Source organism: Streptomyces sp. NPDC107498, from assembly GCF_055582805.1.
Window position 1 is genome coordinate 56,757 of the sequence record NZ_JBVJPE010000020.1, and the last position, 20,709, is coordinate 77,465.

Annotated in this window: 19 protein-coding genes and 1 riboswitch; of the genes, 4 read left to right on the top strand and 15 right to left on the bottom strand. The window is 73.2% G+C overall.

What is annotated here, in order from left to right:
- Positions 1-6: 6 nt before the first annotated feature.
- Positions 7-1,068, bottom strand: a complete 1,062-nt coding sequence (locus tag ACZ66Z_RS28980) for an Rv3169 family protein (RefSeq protein WP_469938381.1) — start codon at positions 1,066-1,068, stop codon at positions 7-9.
- Positions 1,069-1,272: 204 nt separating this feature from the next.
- Here ACZ66Z_RS28980 and ACZ66Z_RS28985 point away from each other — a divergent pair, with 204 nt between their 5' ends.
- Entirely contained in the window at positions 1,273-1,683 is a 411-nt protein-coding gene (locus ACZ66Z_RS28985; RefSeq protein ID WP_469938312.1) for a hypothetical protein, read from the top strand.
- On the opposite strand, the gene ACZ66Z_RS28990 is transcribed toward ACZ66Z_RS28985, so the two are convergent.
- The 3 genes from ACZ66Z_RS28990 to ACZ66Z_RS29000 all read right to left on the bottom strand — a co-directional run bounded on the left by ACZ66Z_RS28990 (position 1,646) and on the right by ACZ66Z_RS29000 (position 4,614).
- A complete protein-coding gene (locus tag ACZ66Z_RS28990; protein WP_469938313.1) occupies positions 1,646-2,818 on the bottom strand; it encodes an acyl-CoA dehydrogenase family protein in 1,173 nt (390 codons plus the stop codon). The genes ACZ66Z_RS28985 and ACZ66Z_RS28990 overlap by 38 nt on opposite strands.
- A 158-nt stretch (positions 2,819-2,976) precedes the next feature.
- Entirely contained in the window at positions 2,977-3,123 is a 147-nt protein-coding gene (locus ACZ66Z_RS28995) for an SCO1431 family membrane protein (RefSeq protein ID WP_469938314.1), read from the bottom strand.
- A gap of 75 nt (positions 3,124-3,198) precedes the next feature.
- Positions 3,199-4,614, bottom strand: a complete 1,416-nt coding sequence (locus ACZ66Z_RS29000; protein ID WP_469938315.1) for a peptidase C39 family protein — start codon at positions 4,612-4,614, stop codon at positions 3,199-3,201.
- Between the two features lie 226 nt (positions 4,615-4,840).
- Here ACZ66Z_RS29000 and ACZ66Z_RS29005 point away from each other — a divergent pair, with 226 nt between their 5' ends.
- Complete coding sequence (locus ACZ66Z_RS29005; protein ID WP_469938316.1) at positions 4,841-5,470, top strand: uridine kinase family protein; 630 nt, start codon at positions 4,841-4,843, stop codon at positions 5,468-5,470.
- Positions 5,471-5,800: 330 nt separating this feature from the next.
- The gene (locus ACZ66Z_RS29010; RefSeq protein ID WP_469938382.1) at positions 5,801-7,720 is read left to right on the top strand and encodes an AAA family ATPase; all 1,920 of its coding nucleotides are present in this window, start codon (positions 5,801-5,803) and stop codon (positions 7,718-7,720) included.
- A gap of 103 nt (positions 7,721-7,823) precedes the next feature.
- Here the strand turns inward: ACZ66Z_RS29010 and ACZ66Z_RS29015 are convergent, their stop codons facing one another.
- The 10 genes from ACZ66Z_RS29015 to ribD form a co-directional block, all read right to left on the bottom strand.
- Positions 7,824-8,876: a hemolysin family protein gene (locus tag ACZ66Z_RS29015; RefSeq protein WP_469938317.1), complete on the bottom strand. Its 1,053-nt coding sequence runs from the start codon at positions 8,874-8,876 to the stop codon at positions 7,824-7,826.
- Positions 8,873-10,387 carry a hemolysin family protein gene (locus ACZ66Z_RS29020; RefSeq protein ID WP_469938318.1) on the bottom strand — a complete coding sequence of 505 codons (1,515 nt, stop codon included), beginning with the start codon at positions 10,385-10,387 and terminating at the stop codon, positions 8,873-8,875. Before ACZ66Z_RS29020 ends, ACZ66Z_RS29015 begins: the two co-directional genes overlap by 4 nt.
- Before the next feature lie 241 nt (positions 10,388-10,628).
- On the bottom strand, positions 10,629-11,081 hold the full coding sequence (locus ACZ66Z_RS29025; RefSeq protein ID WP_469938319.1) for a PH domain-containing protein: 453 nt from the start codon (positions 11,079-11,081) through the stop codon (positions 10,629-10,631).
- A gap of 37 nt (positions 11,082-11,118) precedes the next feature.
- On the bottom strand, positions 11,119-11,967 hold the full coding sequence (gene hisG, locus ACZ66Z_RS29030; protein ID WP_469938320.1) for an ATP phosphoribosyltransferase: 849 nt from the start codon (positions 11,965-11,967) through the stop codon (positions 11,119-11,121).
- 68 nt (positions 11,968-12,035) lie between these two features.
- The gene (locus ACZ66Z_RS29035) at positions 12,036-12,308 is read right to left on the bottom strand and encodes a phosphoribosyl-ATP diphosphatase (RefSeq protein WP_267042520.1); all 273 of its coding nucleotides are present in this window, start codon (positions 12,306-12,308) and stop codon (positions 12,036-12,038) included.
- A gap of 35 nt (positions 12,309-12,343) precedes the next feature.
- Positions 12,344-12,829, bottom strand: a complete 486-nt coding sequence (gene ribH / locus ACZ66Z_RS29040) for a 6,7-dimethyl-8-ribityllumazine synthase (protein WP_382548142.1) — start codon at positions 12,827-12,829, stop codon at positions 12,344-12,346.
- A gap of 39 nt (positions 12,830-12,868) precedes the next feature.
- On the bottom strand, positions 12,869-14,146 hold the full coding sequence (locus ACZ66Z_RS29045; RefSeq protein WP_469938321.1) for a bifunctional 3,4-dihydroxy-2-butanone-4-phosphate synthase/GTP cyclohydrolase II: 1,278 nt from the start codon (positions 14,144-14,146) through the stop codon (positions 12,869-12,871).
- Positions 14,143-14,733, bottom strand: coding sequence for a nicotinamide mononucleotide transporter family protein (locus ACZ66Z_RS29050; RefSeq protein WP_469938383.1), 591 nt, complete (start codon positions 14,731-14,733; stop codon positions 14,143-14,145). The genes ACZ66Z_RS29045 and ACZ66Z_RS29050 overlap by 4 nt, the downstream gene beginning before the upstream one ends.
- 44 nt (positions 14,734-14,777) lie before the next feature.
- Positions 14,778-15,386 carry a riboflavin synthase gene (locus tag ACZ66Z_RS29055; RefSeq protein ID WP_469938322.1) on the bottom strand — a complete coding sequence of 203 codons (609 nt, stop codon included), beginning with the start codon at positions 15,384-15,386 and terminating at the stop codon, positions 14,778-14,780.
- Between the two features lie 2 nt (positions 15,387-15,388).
- Positions 15,389-16,447, bottom strand: coding sequence for a bifunctional diaminohydroxyphosphoribosylaminopyrimidine deaminase/5-amino-6-(5-phosphoribosylamino)uracil reductase RibD (gene ribD / locus ACZ66Z_RS29060; protein WP_469938384.1), 1,059 nt, complete (start codon positions 16,445-16,447; stop codon positions 15,389-15,391).
- 199 nt (positions 16,448-16,646) lie between these two features.
- Positions 16,647-16,777, bottom strand: a riboswitch (FMN riboswitch).
- Positions 16,778-17,019: 242 nt separating this feature from the next.
- Between ribD and ACZ66Z_RS29065 the strand changes: the two genes are divergently transcribed.
- On the top strand, positions 17,020-19,389 hold the full coding sequence (locus ACZ66Z_RS29065; protein ID WP_469938323.1) for a chitinase C-terminal domain-containing protein: 2,370 nt from the start codon (positions 17,020-17,022) through the stop codon (positions 19,387-19,389).
- A gap of 168 nt (positions 19,390-19,557) precedes the next feature.
- Here the strand turns inward: ACZ66Z_RS29065 and ACZ66Z_RS29070 are convergent, their stop codons facing one another.
- A complete protein-coding gene (locus ACZ66Z_RS29070; protein ID WP_469938324.1) occupies positions 19,558-20,682 on the bottom strand; it encodes an ROK family transcriptional regulator in 1,125 nt (374 codons plus the stop codon).
- Positions 20,683-20,709 lie beyond the last annotated feature (27 nt).

The window sequence follows — 20,709 nt, forward strand, 5'->3', positions numbered from 1 at the left end:
GCCTCCTCAGGAAGCCGTCGAGGTGTGGTCGGCGAAGCCGCTGGGATCGTGACGGCCGAAGGAGCCGTGCTCGAAGATGCCGTGACCGGTGCGGCCGTCGAGGGTGAAGCGGGCGGCGTGGTCGGTGACGCCGTAGGCGGCCACGGGGTGGGCGGCGGGGTCGGAGAGGTCGTAGACGCGGCGGTCGGTCCAGCCGCGCCCCCGCCAGGATCCGTGCTGCCAGTCGGTGGCGGGCGGATAGCCGGCGCCGACGGCGAGCGGCGAGGAGGCGAGGATCTCGACGCCGATCTCCAGCGGCTTTCCGGCCGGGTCGGTGAGGTGGACGGCGGCCCGCTCGGGGTGGCGGGTGCCGGGGCGGTACGTGATCTCGGTGCGGGGCCAGCCGAGCTGCACGTCGCGACGGCCCTCGCGCACGAGCAGGGCCTCGTTGAGGGTGCGGTAGCCGTCGGCGTCCTCCTGGGCGACGACCATGAGGAAGCGGTCCTCGAAGCGCATCGGGATCCAGAGCCAGTGGAAGCCCTCGGGGCGGAACTCGGCGGCGCGGCCGGGCTCCTCGCCGGGGAGGGGGCGGACGCCCCAGCTGCGGTCGCGGGTACCGGTCCACTCCCCCGCCGTGACGGCGAACTCCTCGCCGCCCGCCCTGATGGTGCCCGCGCAGTGTCCGGCCTGGACGAAGCGGCGGCCTTCGAGGGTGAGCCGGCCGCCGTGGCGCTGGGTGTGGTGGGGTTCCCAGACGGCGGGGAAGTCGCCGGTCCAGGTGAGGTCGAAGGAGAGCCCGTCGGGGTCGTCGGGGTCGGCCGCGCAGTGCAGGGAGAGGCGCTTGAGGGGTGTGTCGACGGTGATGGCCAGCGGGCCGACGGAGAGGTTCATCCGGTCGTCGCCGAGGGCGTCGGAGGCGCGGACGGCGTGCAGCCGGTCTCCGGTGCGCAGGGTGGCGTAGGCGTCGACGACCCCGGTGTTGGGGTAGACGCCGAGGCCGGCGACGAGCAGGGCCCGGCCCGCGTGGTCGAAGACGTGGAAGATGCACCGGTCGTAGGCGTTCCGGTCGCCGCTGACGTGGTGCTTCATCGAGAGCGGTGCCTGGTGCACGGGGTATTCGTCGAGCGCGACGGGCCGGTCGTCGTCCACGGCTGACCTCCTGAGCGGCGAATGGGACCTGACGGTACGTCAGCTCACTTCCGGGGGGCCAGAGTCGTGCACCGGGTACCGGGCGAACTGCCGCTCGAATCCGCTCGGCGGTGACCCCGGCCGCCGGGGCGCGTTGGTCCGGGCATGACCACGCTGTACACCACTCCCAGCGGTTACGGTCGGCACCGACAGGCCGAGCCGCGCGGTGAAGAATCGGTTCCTCAGTTGCCGCCGACGGAGCCCGCACCGGCCCCGGCGCCCTTCCCGGCACCCGCGCAGGCCCCCGTGCCCGCCCCGGTCTCCGTGCCCATGCCGGCCCAGATCCCCGCGCCCACCCCCGCCCCCGTACCGACGCGGGGACAGGCACAGGTGAAGCCCCCCGTCCCCGCCGACCCGCCCATCTACCGGGACGTGCTCTCCCTCTGGGCCAGCCAGGGCCGCACCCTGCCCGGCCACCGCGACCAGGAGTGGGCCAGGCTCGCCGCCGGACCGGTCTGGGCGGACCGCACCGTGCGCGTCAGCGGGACTCTGGTCCGACCAGGTGGCGGGCGATGACCACGCGCTGGATCTGATTGGTCCCCTCGACGATCTGGAGCATCTTCGCCTCGCGCAGATACCGCTCCACGGGGAAGTCCGCCGTGTAGCCGTAGCCGCCGAGCACCTGCACCGCGTCCGTCGTGACCCGCATGGCGGCGTCCGTGCAGAAGAGCTTGGCCATCGCCGCGCGCAGGCCGAAGGGCCGCCCCTCGTCCCGGAGCCGCGCCGCCTCCAGGTACAGCGCCCGGCCCGCCTCGATCCGGGTCGCCATGTCGGCCAGCAGGAAGCGGAGCCCCTGGAAGTCCGCGATCGGCCGGCCGAACTGGCGGCGCTCCCGCGCGTACGCCACGGCCTCGTCCAGGGCCGCCTGGGCCAGCCCCACGGCGCAGGCGGCGATGCCGAGCCGCCCCGAGTCCAGGGCGTCCAGGGCGATCGCGAAGCCCTGCCCTTCTCCGCCCAGCCGCCGGTCGTCGGCGATCCGCACCCCGTCGAGGTGGAGCTGCGCGGTGGGAGAGCCCTTCATGCCCATCTTCCGCTCGGGAGGGGCGGCGCTCAGCCCCGGCGCGTCCCCCGGGACCAGGAAGGCGGTGACGCCCCGCGCGCCCGGCCCGCCGGTGCGGGCCATGACCGTGTAGAAGTCCGCGATCCCGCCGTGGGTGATCCAGGCCTTGGTGCCGTCGACGACCCAGGCCTCACCGTCCCGGACCGCACGGGTCCGCAGGGCCGCCGCGTCCGATCCGGCGGAGGGCTCGGAGAGGCAGTACGCGCCGAGGAGGCCGCCGCCCAGCATCGCGGGCAGGTGCGCGGCCCGCTGCCCGTCGGTGCCGTGGCCCGCGAGCGCGTGGCAGGACAGGGTGTGGACGCTCACTCCGAGGCCGACGGTGAGCCGGGCGGCGGCGAGCTCCTCCAGGACCTGGAGGTAGACCTCGTACGGCTGACCGCCCCCGCCGTACTCGGGGTCGTACGGCAGTCCGAGCAGCCCGGAGCGGGAGAGCAGCGCGAACAGCTCGCGCGGGAAGCGGCCGGCGGCCTCCTCCTCGGCGGCGTGCGGGGCGATCTCACGCCGGGCGATGTCGCGCACCAGGGAGAGCAGTTCCCGGGCCTCGTCGGTGGGCAGTCGGCGCTCCACACCGTCCGCGGTGCTGTCGGTCACGGCCGGACGCTCCTCCCTGCCGGGCGCGCGGGCGCGCGCGGAGTGCCGAGATCGCGGGGAGTATGCCCGCTCCGCCCCGGAGCATCACACGGACGCCGGGAATGCACACGGCTGCCGTGCCCACGGGACCCCGCGGACGCCCGGGGGCCGTGACCGCCTCACATGAGGCCCGCCCGGGTGACGAGGACGGCGAGCAGGAGGACCAGGGTCCAGCCGAGGACGTGCTCCAGGATCTTGGGGCCGTCCTCGCGGGGGCCGCCCGTCCGTGCGCGGAGGAGGAGGCGGGGGAGGGTGGTGGAGGTCATGCCGACCACCTTGCGCCACGGGGGCGGCCCGGGGGTAGAGACGTCGGTCACGTCCCCCGGGGCCACCGAGCCGCCTCAGCCGATGCCGAGGGCCTCCAGCGCCTTGCGCTGGGCGGCCGGGGGCCGGTCGGGGAAGTAGAGGTAGCAGACCCCGCCTGTGCCGGACACCACTTTCCCGCTCGCGTTGTACCGCTTGGTGCGGAGCCAGATGTTCTCCCACTCGTGCCGCCGGTAGACCCGGCGGACGGCCTCGTTGGTGGGGGAGGCGGGGTCGTTGGCGATGACGTCGCCGTCCGCCGTGAAGCCGATGACGGTCATCAGGTGGCCCGAGGTGCCGTAGCCGGCTCCGGTCAGCTCCTCCTTGCGGAAGGACTGGGACGTGATGGCCGGGATGCCGACGCGGACCAGGGATTCGAGTTCCGTGAGCGAGCGCAGCCGGGTGACCACGGCGTTCATGTCGGGGTAGGTGGCCGCGTAGGCGGCGTTGAAGGGCCAGTTGCCGCAGCCCTGGTACTGGTGGTCGTAGGTGAAGCGGGCGGCGTGGCAGACCTGCGGGTCGGCGAAGGACGGGTTCACCCAGGCCAGCTGCTCGGCCGTGGGCCGCCGTCCCCAGTACTCGACGATCATCTGGGAGGAGGTCGGGCTGCACCAGGCCTCGCCGCCGTTGTCGTACTCGGGGTACTGGCCGACGTGGGTGTTCTGGGAGTAGCGCGGGACGGCGAGCTCGTGGTCGAGGCCCGGCGCGGAGGCCGGGACGGTGAAGCGGTCCGGGATGTCCGAGGCCATGGCGCCGATCCGCCGGACGGTCGGGGTGAGGTCGGTCCCGGGGGTGCGGTGGAGGGTGAGGCGCAGCCGGTACGAGCGCAGCCGCAGGCCGCTCGCGGCGTCGTCGATCGCGAAGGTGTCGGTCCAGACGGTGCTCCTGCCGTCGGTCTGGTCGTCCACCGAGGTGCGGCGGATGTCGCCGTCGCCGGAGGCCCAGCGGCCGAGCACGTACCAGGGGGTGGCGGTGGCGTCGGAGTACGTGCCGGACAGTTCGACCTGGATCCAGGTGCCGGGCGGTGTGGCGGCGTTCCAGGAGGCGATGACCTCGGTGGCGGGCACGGCCGGGGTGTGGACGGGCGAGGTCCAGCTCGCGTACTCCCAGGCGGAGGTGCGGCCGGTGTGCGGGTCGGTGTAGTCGACGCGCCCGGCGGGGGCGTCGAGGACCAGGCCGGGCCGGAGGCCGGCGACCGCCTTCGTGCCGGTCGCCGCGCCGCACCTCCAGTCCGTGTACGAGGACCAGAAGCGGTTGTCGACGAGTCCGGCGGCGGGGGCGTGGCCCCGCCCGGCGCCGTCGGCCGCGCAGTCGGCGGCGGCGCAGGCGGGGCCTGCGGTCGTCGGGCCCGCGGTCGCGAGGTCCGCGGCGGTGGCGGTGCCGGCGGCGGCCGTTCCCGCAGCGGCCGCGAGCGCCGCGGCGAGGACGGTTCTGCGTGGGGTGGAGCTGGTCATGGGCGGTGACCCCCAGTCGAGAACGGTGGGCGTACGAAAGTGCCGAGGCGTGGGCGTACGGCCTCTGCACCGGTGGAGGGACGGGGCTGCGCGGGCCCACTATCCCGGCTCCCGCGGGGCCTCCGCCAGCACTTCGGCTCGCGTCGCCGCACCAATATTGGTCTTCACCACTGGCGGCGGTACCTCGCTGACCTGCGGCGGTCCCCCGCTCCCCTACGCTGGGGCCATGAACGCCCTCGACCGCGCGGCGCGCGCGCTGCTCCGGCTGCCGCCCTCCTGCGGACCGGTCCGGATGGTGGCGGTCGACGGCCACGCGGGCTCCGGCAAGTCCACCCTGGCGGCCCGTCTGTCCGCCGCCCTCGGCGACGCCCCCGTCCTCCACCTCGACGACCTCGCCACGCACGAGGAGCCCTTCGCGTGGACCGACCGGCTGCGGGAGCAGGTCCTGGAGCCGCTCTCCCGGGGCGGGGCCGCCTCCTACCGGCCCTACGACTGGCGGCTGCGGCGCTTCGGGGAGGCGCGGGCGCTGCCCCCGGCCCCGGTGGTCCTCGTCGAGGGCGTCGGCGCCGGCCGGCGGGTGGTGCGGCCGTTCCTGGCGCGGCTGCTGTGGATGGAGCGCGGTGCCGAGGATTCCTGGGCGCGCGGGCGTCGGCGGGACGGTCCGGAGCAGGCCTCCTTCTGGGACGGTTGGACCGTGGCGGAGACTCGCCATTTCGCCGAGGACCCCTCCCGACCCTTCGCCGACGCCCTGGTGCGGGAGTGCCGGGAGGGGTACGACTGGCTTCCCGGGCCCGCCGTGACAGCGGGCACGCACCAGATCGTCACGCACGGTGACGGCTCCGCGTCCGTGATCTGAGGGGCCCGAGGTCCGCTTCCGCAAGTGCCTCAACTTCGCTTGACCGACGGGGCGTACAGGTCTTACGTTCTGAATGTGCGGCTTTTCGGAGCCGCCGCGGACACGAAGCCCCCGGTTGTTCCCCCGTGATCGGGGGCTTCGTTCTGCCCGCAGAAGCCCTGTCGGGGTCTTTTTCGCGCCCCCTTCGCCCCCTCCGCGCCCCCTGACGCTCACCCAGGGTCACCGCTTGCGGATCATGCGCTTCTCCTTAAGCACGCACCCCCTGCGCAGGTACGATGCCCCCAGGTGCGGTCAAATCCCGTCCATGCGATGACGGTTGTGGGGGACCCGATGGACATCGGCACGCAGGGCTCGCAGGCCCCGGCCGAGCTCGCCTGGCTGCGCGGAGTCGACGCCTACACGATGGGCGCGTATCCGCAGGCGGAGGACGAGTTCCGGACGGCGGTACGGATCGACCCCGGGATGGCGGACGCCTGGCTCGGGCTGCACGCGCTCCGGGCCGACACCACGACCGCGCTGCTGCGCATGTACCGCAACCGCGAGCGCTTCGGCGAACAGCGGACCCGGTACCGTCGCACCCTCAACTCCTGGTACTGGCTGGGATGGTGGGTGCAACCGGTCCTGGAGAGCCCCCGCGACCTGCTGCTCGCGCACGCCTCCCACTGGCTCGACGGACGCCACGTGCCGGAGCTCGACCGGGCCCTCGCGGGCCTCCCCCCGGTCGACGCCGATCCGCAGGTCCGCTTCCTGCACGCCTGCCGCGCCTATCTCGTCAAGGACTGGGACCAGCTCGTCCGGCACACCGAGCCCCTCGTCGACGACCCGCTGCTCGGCATCGAGGCCGGGCTCTTCGGCGGCATGGCCCGGGTGCGCCTGGAGATGTACGGCCAGGCCGAGCCGCTCCTCTCGGCCTCGCTGATGCGGTGCCGCAGCGAGCAGCCGCAGCGCAAGGAGCTGCGCTACTGGCTGGCCCGCGCCCACGAGGGCACCGGGCGCAGCGCCGCCGCGCTCCCCCTCTACCGGGCCGTGCACCGGATCGACCCGGCCTTCATGGACACGGCGGCGCGGCTCGCGGCGATCGCCGAGTACGACGGGTTCGAGGGGTACGACGGGGTGGACGACCCGGCCGGGCTCGCGACGGTCGCGACGGGCACCCTCGGCGGGGGCCTCGGGCAGGACGCGGTGGACACCGTGCCGGGCGCCGAGCCCGAGGCGGGCGGACTCGGCGACGGGCTGCGGCTCGCGCCCGAACCGGTGCCGCCGGTCGCCCCCGTCGCGCCGCCGGAGACCGTACGGCAGAAGGCCCCGCTGCCCGGCCGGTCGGCGCCGCCGCGCTTCCCGGCCGGGCCCACCGATCCCGCACTCCTCGCGGAGGCGCTGGCCGAGCTGGAGGGCATGGTCGGGCTCGAACCGGTCAAGCGCCAGGTCAAGGCGCTCTCGGCGCAGCTGGAGATGGCACGGCTGCGGGCCGGGCAGGGCCTTCCGGTGCAGCCCCCCAAGCGCCACTTCGTCTTCTCGGGCCCCTCGGGCACCGGGAAGACCACGGTCGCCCGCATCCTCGGGCGGGTCTTCTACGCCCTCGGGCTGCTCGGCGGCGACCACCTCGTGGAGGCCCAACGGGCCGACCTGGTCGGCGAGTTCCTGGGCCAGACCGCGGTCAAGGCCAATGAGCTGATCGACTCGGCGGTCGGCGGCGTGCTGTTCGTCGACGAGGCCTACGCGCTCTCCAACACCGGCTACAGCAAGGGCGACGCCTACGGGGACGAGGCCCTCCAGGTGCTCCTGAAGCGGGCCGAGGACAACCGCGACCACCTCGTGGTCATCCTGGCCGGCTACCCCGAGGGCATGGACCGGCTGCTCAGCGCCAACCCCGGTCTGTCCTCCCGGTTCACCACCCGCGTCGACTTCCCCTCGTACCGCCCGCTGGAACTCACCGCCATCGGCGAGGTCCTCGCGGCGGCCAACGGGGACGGCTGGGACGAGGAGGCCCTCGACGAGCTCCGCTCGATCAGCGGACACGTCGTCGACCAGGGCTGGATCGACGAGCTCGGCAACGGCCGCTTCCTGCGCACCCTGTACGAGAAGTCCTGCGCCTACCGGGACCTGCGGCTCTCCGGATGTCCGGGAACCCTGAGCCGGGAGGACCTCGCCACCCTCCGGCTCGCCGACCTCATGCAGGCGTACGGCGAGGTCCTGTCGGGCCGCGGTCCGGTCGACCGCGGCCCGCAGCAGGAGCCGCCGGGGTACTAGGCCCCGGCGGCACCGGGCTTCCAGAGAGCCGAGCCCCCGGGGCGCCCGGTTTCCGAGGAGCCGAGCTCCCCGGGTGCCGGGCCTCCTGGGCCCGGCACCCCGGTCACCGGCCCGTGCGCGCCGGGGTCGGCTGGACGCGGTGGGCGGGGTCGCGGACCTCGCCCACCAGCATCTCCAGGACGTCCTCCAGGGCGACCAGGCCGAGGACCCGGCCCGAGCCGTCCGCGACCTGCGCCAGGTGGGTGGCGGCGCGGCGCATCACGGTGAGGGCGTCGTCGAGCGGCAGCTCCGCGCGGAGCGTCGCCATCGGGCGCCACAGCCGCTGCGGCACCGCCCGCTCCCGATCCTCCAGGTCGAGGACGTCCTTCACGTGCACGAAGCCCATGAAGGTCGCCCGGCCCTCGGCGCGGACCGGGAAGCGGGAGTACCCGGTCCGGACGGTCAGCTCCTCGATCTCGCGCGGGGTGACCGACGGCGGGACCGTGACGAGGGAGGCGGGGGCGATGAGGACGTCCGTCACCGGGCGGCTGCCCAGTTCGAGGGCGTCCTCCAGGCGCTCCTGCTCGACCGGGTCGAGCAGCCCCGCCTGGCCCGCGTCCTCCACGAGCCGGCCGAGCTGGGCACTGGTGAAGACCGCCTCCACCTCGTCCTTCGGCTCGACCTCGAACGCCCGCAGGACCAGCCGGGCGCAGGCCCCGAGCGCGGCCGTGACCGGCCGGCAGAGCCGGGCGAAGCCGACGAGGGCCGGGGCGAGCCAGAGGGCGGTGCGCTCGGGGTCAGCCATCGCCAGGTTCTTCGGGACCATCTCGCCGATGACGAGGTGGAGGAAGACGACCGCGGCGAGGGCGATGACGTAGCCGAGCGGATGGATCAGCCCCTCCGGGACGCCGACCGCGTGGAAGACCGGTTCGAGGAGGTGGGCGACGGTCGGCTCGGCGACGGCGCCGAGCGTCAGGGAGCAGACGGTGATGCCGAACTGGGCGGCGGCCATCATCTGCGGCAGGTTCTCCAGGCCGTGCAGGACCTGCTTGGCCCGGGCGCCCCCGAGCGGCTCGATCTGGCTGCGCCGGACGGAGACGAGGGCGAACTCGGCCCCGACGAAGAAGCCGTTGGCGAGGACCAGGAGGACGGCGAAGAGGAGTTGCAGGGTGCTCATCGGCCCGCCTCCGCGGGAACGGGGACCGGAGCGGCGTCCGCCGCGCCCGAGCCCGGCCCGGAGGCCGAGACCCCGACCGGCTCCGGACCCGGGACCGACGTCCCCGTCCGGCCCGCGCCGGAGACCGGGGCGAGCGGGCCCGCGTCGGAGACGGAGGTCCCTGCCGGGTCCCCGGCCGGCGTCCCGACCGCGTCCGCGTCGGGGGCCGTCCTGACGATCCGTACCCGCTCGGCGCGGTAGCGGTCCACCTGGCGCACCGAGAGCCGCCAGCCGGGCAGCTCGGCCCGGTCCCCGGGGGCCGGGATGCGCCCGAGGAGGTCGGCGACGAGCCCGGCGACGGTCTCGTACGGCCCGTCGGGCACGTCGAGGCCTATCCGGCGCAGGGTGTGGACCCGGCAGGAGCCGTCGGCCTCCCAGGCGGGACGGCCGTCCTCGGCGGGTGCCGCGGCCAGCTCGGGCCGCCCGTCGGCGGCGGTGTCGTGCTCGTCGCGGACCTCTCCGACGAGCTCCTCCACGATGTCCTCCAGGGTGACGACGCCGGCCGTGCCGCCGTACTCGTCGACGACCACCGCGATCGGCTGCTCCCGGCGCAGCCGCTCCAGGAGCGTCTGGGCGGGCAGCGTCTCGGGGACGAGGAGCGGCGGGACCGCGATCCGGCCGACGGGGGTGCGCAGGCGGGCGTGCGGGGCGACGGCGAGCGCGTCCTTGAGGTGGACCATGCCGACGATCTCGTCGATGCGGTCGCGGTAGACCGGGAAGCGCGAGAGGCCGGTGGCCCGGGTGAGGTTGAGGACGTCGGCCGCGGTGGCGTCCCACTGGAGGGCGCTCACCTTCACGCGCGGGGTCATGACCTGCTCGGCGGTGAGGCCGCCGAGGGTCAGGGTCCGTACGAAGAGGTCGGCGGTGTCCTGTTCGAGCGCGCCGGCCCGGGCGGAGTGCCGGGCCAGGGAGACGAGCTCGCCGGGGGTGCGGACCGAGTCCAGCTCCTCGGTGGGCTCGACGCCCAGGAGCCGTACCAGCCGGTTGGCGACCCGGTTGAGCAGGGAGATCACCGGCCGGAACAGCGCCGAGAAGCGGCGCTGCGGGGTGGCGACGAAGCGGGCGACCTGGAGCGGCCGGGAGACCGCCCAGTTCTTCGGGACGAGCTCGCCGACCACCATCTGGACGGCGGAGGCGAGCAGCATGCCGATCACCACCGAGATCCCGGAGACGGCCCCTTCGGGCAGTCCGGTCGCGGTGAGCGGCCCGTGCAGCAGCCCGGCGAGCGCGGGCTCGGCGAGCATGCCGACGACCAGCGAGGTAATCGTGATGCCGAGCTGGGTGCCGGAGAGCTGGAAGGACAGCTCGCGCAGCGCGGTGACGACGGTGCGGGCACGCCGGTCGCCGTCGGCCGCGGCCCGCTCGGCCTCGGCGCGCTCGACGGTCACGAGGCCGAACTCGGCGGCCACGAAGAAGCCGTTGGCGAGGATCAGGAGGAAGGCCGCGAAGAGCAGCAACAGGGAGACGATCATGCCGCCGCCTCCGGGGAGGGGGCGGCGCAGGTACTACCGGACGATCCGTCCATTGCTGGAGGGAGTCACTCCTCGGGTCGAAGGGAGGTCTCGCGGGCCGCGGGAGCGGCCCTGCACACGCGAGACGGTGGTGCCGCTCGGCACCACCGTCTCCAGAGTAATCACGTCGGCGCCCCGAGGGGCAGGGGGTCGGCCCCGGATGGGGGACGGACCGGGGATTCCCCCGGTCGCACTCGGGGTCTCAGAGGGTTTCCGAGCCCGTTCCGTGGCTCTCCGCGAGGGCTCGCAGGGCGCGGGCGTCGCGGATCGCCGATTCCTTGGCGATGCCGGGCTGGATGCCGAGCGCCGGCATGCTGGTGCCGTCGCTGAGGTCGAGGAAGACCCAGGGGTCGCCGGGGCGGAGGTTCACCTTGAGGATCTCCGCCCAGGCGAGGCGCCGGGTCCTGGTGATGTTGACGACGGTGACGCCCTCGTCGTCGGCGACGACCTTGGGGCGGCTCAGCAGGACGAGGACCCCGGACAACAGCGCGGCGGTGAGGAAGAAGCTGGCGCGCTCCCCCGGTCCCAGCCGCTCCAGCATCATCGCGACGGCGCTGATGACCACGAACATCGCGGCGCTCATGGTCAGCAGGACGGCCCGGGTGCGCCCGGGACGGAAGGTGACCGGGAGGGCGGGCGGTGCGGTCTGGGACATCGGGTTCCTCGGTGCCTGGGGGCGTGCGGGCCGGTCGTCAGAGGCGGCAGGCGTGGATGGCGGTGGTGAGGATGGCGCGGGCGCCGATCTCGTACAGGTCGTCCATGATCCGCTGCGCCTCCTTGGCGGGGACCATGGCGCGGACGGCGACCCAGCCCTCGTTGTGCAGCGGGGAGACGGTCGGCGACTCCAGGCCCGGGGTGAGGGCGACGGCCTGCTCCAGGTGCTCGGCCCGGCAGTCGTAGTCCATCATCACGTACGAGCGGGCGACCAGGACGCCCTGGAGGCGGCGCATGAACTGCTGCACCTGCGGGTGGTCGTCCGAGGCGCCGTGGCGGCGGACGACGACGGCCTCGGAGGTCAGGATCGGCTCGCCGATGACCTCCAGGCCCGCGTTGCGCAGGCTGGTGCCGGTCTCCACGACGTCCGCGATGACCTGGGCGACGCCCAGCTGGATCGCGGTCTCGACGGCGCCGTCCAGGTGGACGACGGAGGCGTCGATGCCCTGGTCGGCGAGGTGCTTGGCGACGATGCCCTCGTAGGAGGTGGCGATCGTCATGCCGCCGAAGTCCTCGGGGCCGTTGGCGGTGCCGGGGCGGGTGGCGTAGCGGAAGGTGGAGCGGCCGAAGTTCAGCGGGAGGATCTCCTCGGCGCTGGCTCCGGAGTCCAGGAGCAGGTCACGGCCGGTGATGCCGATGTCCAGCTTCCCGGAGGCGACGTAGATCGCGATGTCCTTCGGCCGCAGGTAGAAGAACTCGACCTCGTTGTCGGGGTCGATGACCACGAGCTCCTTGGACTCCTTGCGCTGGCGGTAGCCGGCCTCATGGAGCATTGCCGACGCAGGTCCGGAGAGGGAACCCTTGTTGGGAACGGCGATGCGCAGCATGGGGTGGGCTTCCTTTGCCTGGGAGTTCTGGGGAGGGTGTGCGGCTTTTCCGGTTTTCCGGGTGGTGCTCAGAGGTGGGCGTAGACGTCGTCGAGCGAGATCCCGCGGGCGACCATCATCACCTGGACGTGGTACAGCAGCTGCGAGATCTCCTCGGCGGCCGCTTCCTTGCCCTCGTACTCGGCGGCCATCCAGACCTCGGCGGCCTCCTCGACGACCTTCTTGCCGATGGCATGGACGCCCTTGTCCACCAGTTCCGCGGTGCGGGAGGTGGCCGGGTCGCCGGTCTCCGCCTTGAGCTTGAGCTCGGTGAAGAGCTCTTCGAAGGTTTTGTTCGCCATGATGGTCCTAAGAGTACGGGGTAAGGGTCGCGTCACTAGCGCCAGGGCTCGCTGACCGTGCGCAGGGTGGTGGCCGTGGCGACGGCGGCGGTGACCGCTTCGTGGCCCTTGTCCTCGGAGGACCCCTCGAGGCCGGCGCGGTCGAGCGCCTGCTCCTCGTTGTCGACGGTGAGGACGCCGAATCCGACGGGTACGCCGGTGTCGATCGAGACCTGGGTGAGGCCGTGGGTGACGCCCTGGCACACGTACTCGAAGTGCGGCGTTCCGCCGCGGATGACGACGCCGAGCGCCACGATGGCATCGTAGCCGCGCCCGGCGAGGACCTTCGCCACGACCGGGAGCTCGAAGCTGCCGGGGACGCGCAGCAGCGTCGGCTCTTCGATGCCGAGTTCGCCGAGGGCGCGCAGGGCGCCGTCGACGAGACCGTCCATGATCTTCTCGTGCCACTGCGCCGCGATCACCGCGACCCGGAGGTCGCCGCAGTTCTTCACGCTGAGGACGGGTGCGCCCTTGCCGCTCATGTCTCTCCTAGCCGATCAGCCGATGTCGTACGTACGTGCTTACTGGTTGCCGCAGGTGGAGGCCGGGGAGCCGTCCAGCCAGGGCAGGTCGTGCCCCATCCGGTCCCGCTTGGTGCGCAGGTAGCGGAGGTTGTGCTCGCCGGCCTGGACCGGCATGGGCTCCCTGCCCTCGACCCGGAGGCCGTGCCGGGTGAGGGCGTCGATCTTGTCGGGGTTGTTGGTCAGCAGGCGCAGGCTGCGGACGCCGAGGTCCCCGAGGATCTGCGCGCCGGCCGCGTAGTCGCGGGCGTCGGCGGGCAGTCCGAGCTCCAGGTTGGCGTCGAGGGTGTCGCGGCCGCGCTCCTGGAGCTCGTACGCCCGCAGCTTGGACAGCAGGCCGATGCCGCGGCCCTCGTGGCCGCGCAGGTAGACGACGACGCCGCGGCCGGCCTCGGTGATCCGGTCCATGGAGGCCTGCAGCTGGGGGCCGCAGTCGCAGCGCAGCGACTGGAAGATGTCGCCGGTCAGGCACTCGGAGTGGACCCGGACGAGGACGTCCTCGCCGTCGCCGATCTCGCCGTGGACGAGGGCGACGTGCTCGACGCCGTCGACGGTGGAGCGGTAGCCGTACGCGGTGAACTCGCCGTGCGCGGTGGGGAGCTGGACCTCGGCCTCGCGCCGGACGGTCGGCTCGGCGGAGCGGCGGTAGGCGATCAGGTCCTCGATGGAGATGATCGTCAGGCCGTGCTTGCGGGCGAAGGGGACGAGCTCGGGCAGGCGCAGCATCACGCCGTCCTCGCCGGCGATCTCGACGATCGCTCCGGCCGGGCGGAGGCCCGCGAGGCGGGCGAGGTCGACGGCGGCCTCGGTGTGTCCGTTGCGGGCGAGGACGCCGCCGGGCTTGGCGCGCAGCGGGAAGATGTGGCCGGGGCGGACGAAGTCGCCGGGCTCGTGGCGGCCGGAGGCCAGCATCCGCAGGGTGGTGGCGCGGTCGGCGGCGGAGATGCCGGTGGTGACGCCGTGGGCGGGGGACGCGTCCACGGAGACGGTGAAGGCCGTGCGCATCGACTCGGTGTTGTGCTCGACCATCTGCGGGAGTTCGAGGCGCCGCAGCTCCTCGTCCTCCATGGGGGCGCAGATCAGGCCGCGGCACTCGCTCATCATGAAGGCGATGATCTCGGGGGTGGCCTTCTCGGCGGCGATGACGAGGTCGCCCTCGTTCTCGCGGTCCTCGTCGTCGACGACGACGACGGGGCGGCCGGCGGCGATGTCGCGGACGGCCTGCTCGACGGGGTCGAGGGCCAGGTCGGTGGCGTCCCAGATCGGAAGCGCGCTCATGCCGTGGCTCCTTCCAGAGCGGAGGTCGTGCGCGTCCGGAGCCACCAGTCGCGCATGCCCCAGACGACGAGGGCGAAGTAGACGACGTAGACGAGGCCGGAGAAGGCGAGGCCGCTGTCGAAGGCGAGCGGGACGCCGACGAGGTCGACGAGGAGCCAGGCGAACCAGAACTCGACGAGGCCGCGGGCCTGGGCGATCATCGCGACGAGGGTGCCGACGAAGATGTACGCGTCGGCCCAGGGGCTCCAGGAGAGCGACGGGTAGAGGGTGAAGAGGCCGCCGACGGCGAGGGTGCCGAGGACCGCGCCCGCCAGGAGCAGTCCGCGCTCCTTCCAGGTGGCGAAGCGGACGGCGATGGAGCCGTCCTGGGCCTGCCGCCTGCCGCGGTTCCACTGCCACCAGCCCCAGGCGGCGACGCCGATGACGAGGAGCTGCTTGCCGACGCCGCCGGAGAGGTGGGCGGAGGCGTAGGCGCCGACGAGGATGACGCCGGAGAGGAGCTGGGCGGGCCAGGTGAGGATCGAGCGGCGCCAGCCGAGCGCGAGGGCGACGAGCCCGATCGTGTTGCCGATCATGTCGGACCACATGATGTGCTGGCCGAAGACGGCGAACGCCTCGGAGTTGAGCCAGTTCACTTCTCGTTCTCCTTGGCGTCGGTGCCGAGCAGCCGCTCGACGTACTTGGCGATGACGTCCACCTCGAGGTTGACCGGGTCGCCGGACTGCTTGATGCCGAGCGTGGTCAGGTCGAGGGTGGTCGGGATGAGGCTGATGGTGAACCAGTCGTCGGCGACCTCGACGACGGTGAGGCTGACGCCGTCGACCGTGATCGAGCCCTTCTCGACGACGTACCGGGAGAGGTGGGCGGGCAGGCCGACCTTGACCAGTTCCCAGTGCTCGGACGGGGTCCGCTCCAGGAGGGTGCCGGTGCCGTCGACGTGGCCCTGGACGATGTGGCCGCCGAGGCGTCCGCCGACGGCCATGGGGCGCTCCAGGTTGACCCGGGAGCCGACTTCGAGGGCGCCGAGGCTGGACCGCTTGAGGGTCTCGGCCATGACGTCGGCGGTGAACTCGCCGTCGCCGGACCCGACGACCGTGAGACAGACACCGTTGACGGCGATGGAGTCGCCGTGCCGGGCGCCTTCCGTGACCAGGGGGCCGCGCAGCCGGAAGCGGGAGGCGTCCTCCAGCCGTTCGACGGCGACGACCTCGCCCAGTTCTTCGACGATTCCGGTGAACACGGTCAGGCTCCCTTGAGGGTGGCGGTGATGCGGAGGTCGGATCCGACGCGCGCGGTCTCGGTGATGTCGAGCCGCAACGCTTCGGTGAGGGTGGAGATTCCGGCGTCGGCGAGGGCGGTGGGGCCCGCGCCGAGGAGGACCGGGGCGAGGTAGCCGACGACCTGGTCGACGGCGCCCGCGGCGAGGAAGGCGGCCGCGAGGGTGGGGCCGCCTTCGAGGAGGATCGAGCGGACACCGCGCGCGTGGAGGGCGTCCAGGAGGGCGGGGACGGCGAGGCCGCGCTCGGCCCTGGGGAGCCGTACGACGTCCGTGAGCACGGTCTCGGCGTCCTCGGCGATCGCGATCAGGGTGGGGCCGGCCCCGTCGAGGACCCGGGCGCCGGGCTTGACGGCGCTCGCCTCGGTGTCGACGACGACCCGCAGCGGCTGGACGACCGCCGTCTCCGTGTCCGCGACGCCCCGTACGGCCAGGTGGGGGTCGTCGGCGCGGGCGGTGCCGGAGCCGACGACGACGGCGTCGGCCTCGGCGCGCAGCCGGTGGACGTCGGCGCGGGACTCGGCGGAGCTGATCCAGCGGGAGGTGCCGTCGGCGGCGGCGATCCGGCCGTCGAGGGTGGCGGCGTACTTCCAGCGGACGAAGGGGCGGCCGCGGCGGACGGAGGTGAGCCAGGCGATGTTGCCGGACTCGGCCTCGTCCTCCAGGAGGCCCTGCTCGACCTCGACCCCGGCGGCGCGAAGGGTGCCGGCTCCGCCCGTGGCCTGCGGGTTCGGGTCGCCGACCGCGTACACGACCCGGCTGATCCCGGCCTCGATCAGGGCCTGGGAGCAGGGGCCGGTGCGGCCGGTGTGGTCGCAGGGTTCGAGGGTGACGTACGCGGTGCCGCCGCGGGCCAGGACGCCGGCCGCGCGCAGGGCGTGGACCTCGGCGTGGGGGCCGCCGGCGCCCTGGTGGAAGCCTTCGCCGACCGGGTGGCCGGAGGCGTCGGTGATGACGCACCCGACGACCGGGTTGGGGCTGGTGGCGCCGAGAGCGCGCGCGGCGAGCTCGACGGCGCGTCGCATGGCGGTGATGTCGGCCTGCCGGTCCACCGGGTCCTCCTGCCTCTTCGGGCACGGACTCCGGGGCCTGTCGATGACGACAGGGAGCGGGTACGACGCTTCGCACGGGGTGTGCCGATACGGCCGGAGGTCTGCGGGTGCGCCGACGGAACGCGGCCACCAGCGGACGTACGGCCGACGCACCCCTGGAAGGGGTCGCCCGCCGCGCACTGCCTCCCATCCGGACTTTCACCGTCGGTCCAGGAATTTCACCTGGTCAACCGGCCGCTGGCTTGCGGACGGGTCGCGGACTATACCGCCGGTTCGGAATTACACCGACCCCGGAGTGCGCTGCTGCTGATACAGGGCCAGTGTGCCACGGCTCGCCGGGAGCGATAGGCCGGGACCCTGTGGGCTGGCTCACAGACCCCTCGCGGAGCCCATATGGTCCAGACCTATTGACGCACTGGTCTAGTCCTCTTAATCTCCGTGTCACCTCCGAGGTAACGGCCCGTCGGCGTGCGCACTCCACGGGCCCAACACGTACCACCCCCTTGTTCGTTGCGTGTTTTCCCCCGCCCCAGGAGGAACCGATCGTGCTGTCCCCCACGACCAGGAGAGCCTCGCTGCTCGCGTCCGGTGCCGCCGTCGCCGGACTGCTGCTCAGCTCGCTCTCCGGCGGCGTCTCGTACGCCGCCGACAACGAGTCCTGTCGCCCCGACGGGCTCTACAGGACGCCGGGCGTCGACGTCCCGTACTGCTCGGTCTACGACACCGAGGGCCGCGAGAAGATGGGCGCGGACCACCAGCGCCGGGTCATCGGCTACTTCACCGGCTGGCGCACCGGCAAGAACGGCCAGCCCGCGTACCTGGCCAAGGACATCCCGTGGGACAAGATCACCCACATCAACTACGCCTTCGGCCACATCGGCGGCGACAACAAGCTCTCCGTGGGCACGGACGGCCCGGAGAACGCCGCCACCGGGATGACCTGGCCCGGTGTCGCCGGCGCCGAGATGGACCCCGCGTACCCCTACAAGGGTCACTTCAACCTGCTCAACAAGTTCAAGAAGCAGCACCCGAACGTCAAGACGCTGATCTCGGTCGGCGGCTGGGCGGAGACCGGCGGCTACTTCGCGGACAACGGCGACCGGGTGAACTCGGGCGGCTTCTACTCGATGGCGACCAACGCCGACGGTTCGGTCAACCAGGCCGGGATCGACACCTTCGCGACCTCGGCCGTCGACTTCATCCGGAAGTACGGGTTCAACGGCGTCGACATCGACTACGAGTACCCGACCACGATGAAGGACGCCGGCAACCCGCTGGACTGGCAGCTCGCCAACGCGCGCCGCGCCGGACTCGTACAGGGCTACGCGGCCCTCATGAAGTCCCTGCGCGAGAAGCTGGACACGGCGGGCGCCGCGGACGGCAGGCACTACCTGCTGACCGTCGCCGCCCCCTCCTCCGGCTATCTGCTGCGCGGCATGGAGACCTTCCAGATGCAGAAGTACCTGGACTACGTCAACATCATGTCCTACGACCTGCACGGCGCCTGGAACGAGTACGTCGGCCCCAACGCCTCCCTCTTCGACGACGGCAAGGACGGCGAGCTCGCCGCGGCCAACGTCTACGGCTCCTCGCAGTACGGCTCCATCGGCTACCTCAACACCGACTGGGCGTACCACTACTTCCGCGGCTCCATGCCGGCCGGCCGGATCAACATCGGCCTGCCCTACTACACCCGCGGCCACAAGAACGTGCAGGGCGGCACCGACGGCCTGTGGGGCAGGGCCTCCGCGACCACCTGCCCGGCCGGCGCCGGTCTGACCAAGTGCGGCGACGGCGCCACCGGCATCGACAACCTCTGGCACGACAAGGACACCAACGGTGTCGAGTCGCCCGCGGGCTCCAACCCGATGTGGCACGCCAAGAACCTGGAGAAGGGGATCGTCGGCGACTACGTCACCCGGTACGGCTTCCCGGCGAACACCACGCTGACCGGCACCTACGCCCGCAAGTACGACGCGACCCTGGTCGCGCCGTGGCTGTGGAACGCGCAGAAGAAGGTCTTCCTCTCCACCGAGGACGAGCAGTCCGTGGCCGCGAAGGCCGACTACGTGGTCGACCGCGGCATCGGCGGCACCATGGTCTGGGAGATGGCCGGCGACTACGGCTGGAACGCCACCAAGGGCCAGTACGAGATGGGCTCGACGCTCACCTCGCTGATGTACGACAAGTTCAGGGCGGCCACCCCGTACGGCGCGAAGAAGTCCAACAAGGCGCTGCCGACCCAGGCCGTGAAGATCGACGCCCAGTTCACCGAGTTCAAGCTGGGCGACTCGAACTACCCGATCACGCCGAAGATCAAGATCACCAACAACACGGCGACGGCGCTGCCCGGCGGCACCGAGTTCCAGTTCGACTACGGCACCTCGGCCCCGGCCAACGCCTCCGACCAGTCCGGCTTCGGCACGAAGGTCATCAGCAGCGACCACACGGGCTCGAACGCGGGCGGTCTGAAGGGCGACTTCCACCGCGTCTCCCTGAAGCTCCCGGCCTGGCAGTCGCTGGCCCCGGGCGCCACGATCGACCTGGCGTTCAACTACTACCTGCCGGTGTCCACCCCCTCCAACTGGACGGTGAACATCAACGGCACGACGTACGCCCTCGCCGGTGACCTGGCGCGCGGCACGACGGTCGTGGAGCCGGGCACCACCACCCCGCCCACCACTCCCCCGACCACGCCGCCCACCACCCCGCCGACGACTCCCCCGACCACGCCTCCGACGACGCCGCCCACCACGGGCTGCACCGCTCCGGCGTACGTGGCCGGCACGGTCTACAACGCGGGCAACGAGGTCTCCCACAAGGGCAAGAAGTGGAAGGCCCAGTGGTGGACGCAGAACGAGGAGCCGGGCACGACCGGCGACTGGGGCGTCTGGAAGGACCTCGGCGCCTGCTGACGTCCCCTGCGACGCCCCTCCGACGACCCCCGGCGGCGGACACTCACGGCCCTTGCCGCCGCCGGGCCCACCGCGCCGCGCTCCCCTGTCCGGGGCGCGGCGCGGCGGTGTTTTCGCTTCGCCGCCCGGGGGCGCGGCGCGGCGGCGTTCCCGCTTCCCCGCCCGGGCCTACGGGAACAACTCGTCCTGGGCCGCGTCGCGCGCCCGGAGGAGGGCGCCGCGGAGGACCGCGGCGTCCCCGAGGGCGGTCGGGCGGACCTCCGTGCGCAGCGGCGAGAGGGTGGAGAGTTCCGCCTCCACGCGGGCGGCGAGCTCCGAGCCGCCCGCGTGGCCGGTCTCCCCGGCGAGGACCACGCATCCGGGGTCCAGGACGGAGACGACGGCGGCCGCGCCGACGGCGAGGCGGCGGGCCAGGGCGTCGAGGAAGGGTCCGTGGTCCGCTCCGAGCGCGTCGGCGGGGTCGAGACCGTGGGCGGCGGCGAGGGCCCCGACGGCGGCCGCGCAGGACAGCTCGTGGAAGCCGCCGTCACAGCCGGTGGCCGAGGGGAGTCCGGAGGTGCCGGGGACCGGCAGGAAGCCGATCTCCCCCGCGCCGCCGGAGGCTCCCCGGCGCAGCCGGCCGTCGAGGACGACGGCGGCGCCGACGCCCTGGCCGAGCCAGAGCAGGACGAAGTCCTCGCGGTCGCGGGCCGCGCCCTCGCGGAGCTCGGCGACGGCGGCGAGGTTGGTCTCGTTCTCGACGAGGACGTGGGCGGGCAGCCGTTCCTGGAGGACGCCGACGAGCCGGCGGTGCCAGGCGGGCAGCCCCGAGGAGTCGCGCAGTTCGCCGGTGGCGGGGTCGATGAGGCCGGGGGCGCCGACGGCGACGCTGTGCAGCCGGTCGGCGCCCGCCTCCCGCACGGTCCGCTCCAGGAGCGCGACCGCCTTCTCGACGGCGGGTTCCGTGCCGCTGTCGTCGCCGACGGGGACGGAGGCCTCGGCGAGCGTGGCGCCGAGGAGGTCGGCGACGGTGACGGAGACCGAGCGGGTGCGGACGTCGAGGGCCGCGAGGTGGGCGCGGTCGGCCACGATCCCGTACAGCTTGGCGTTGGGGCCGCGGCGCTCGGCTCCGGCCTCGCCGACGACGTGGACGAGACCGGAGCCCCGGAGCCGCTCGACGAGGTCGGCGACGGTCGGGCGGGAGAGTCCGGTGAGCGTCTTGAGCTGAGCGGCCGTCAACGGGCCCTCGTCCTGGAGCAGTCGCAGGGCGAGCCGGTCGTTGATGGCCCGTGCGGTGCTCGGGGATGCGGCCATGCGGTGATCCTCTCAGACGCGCGGGGA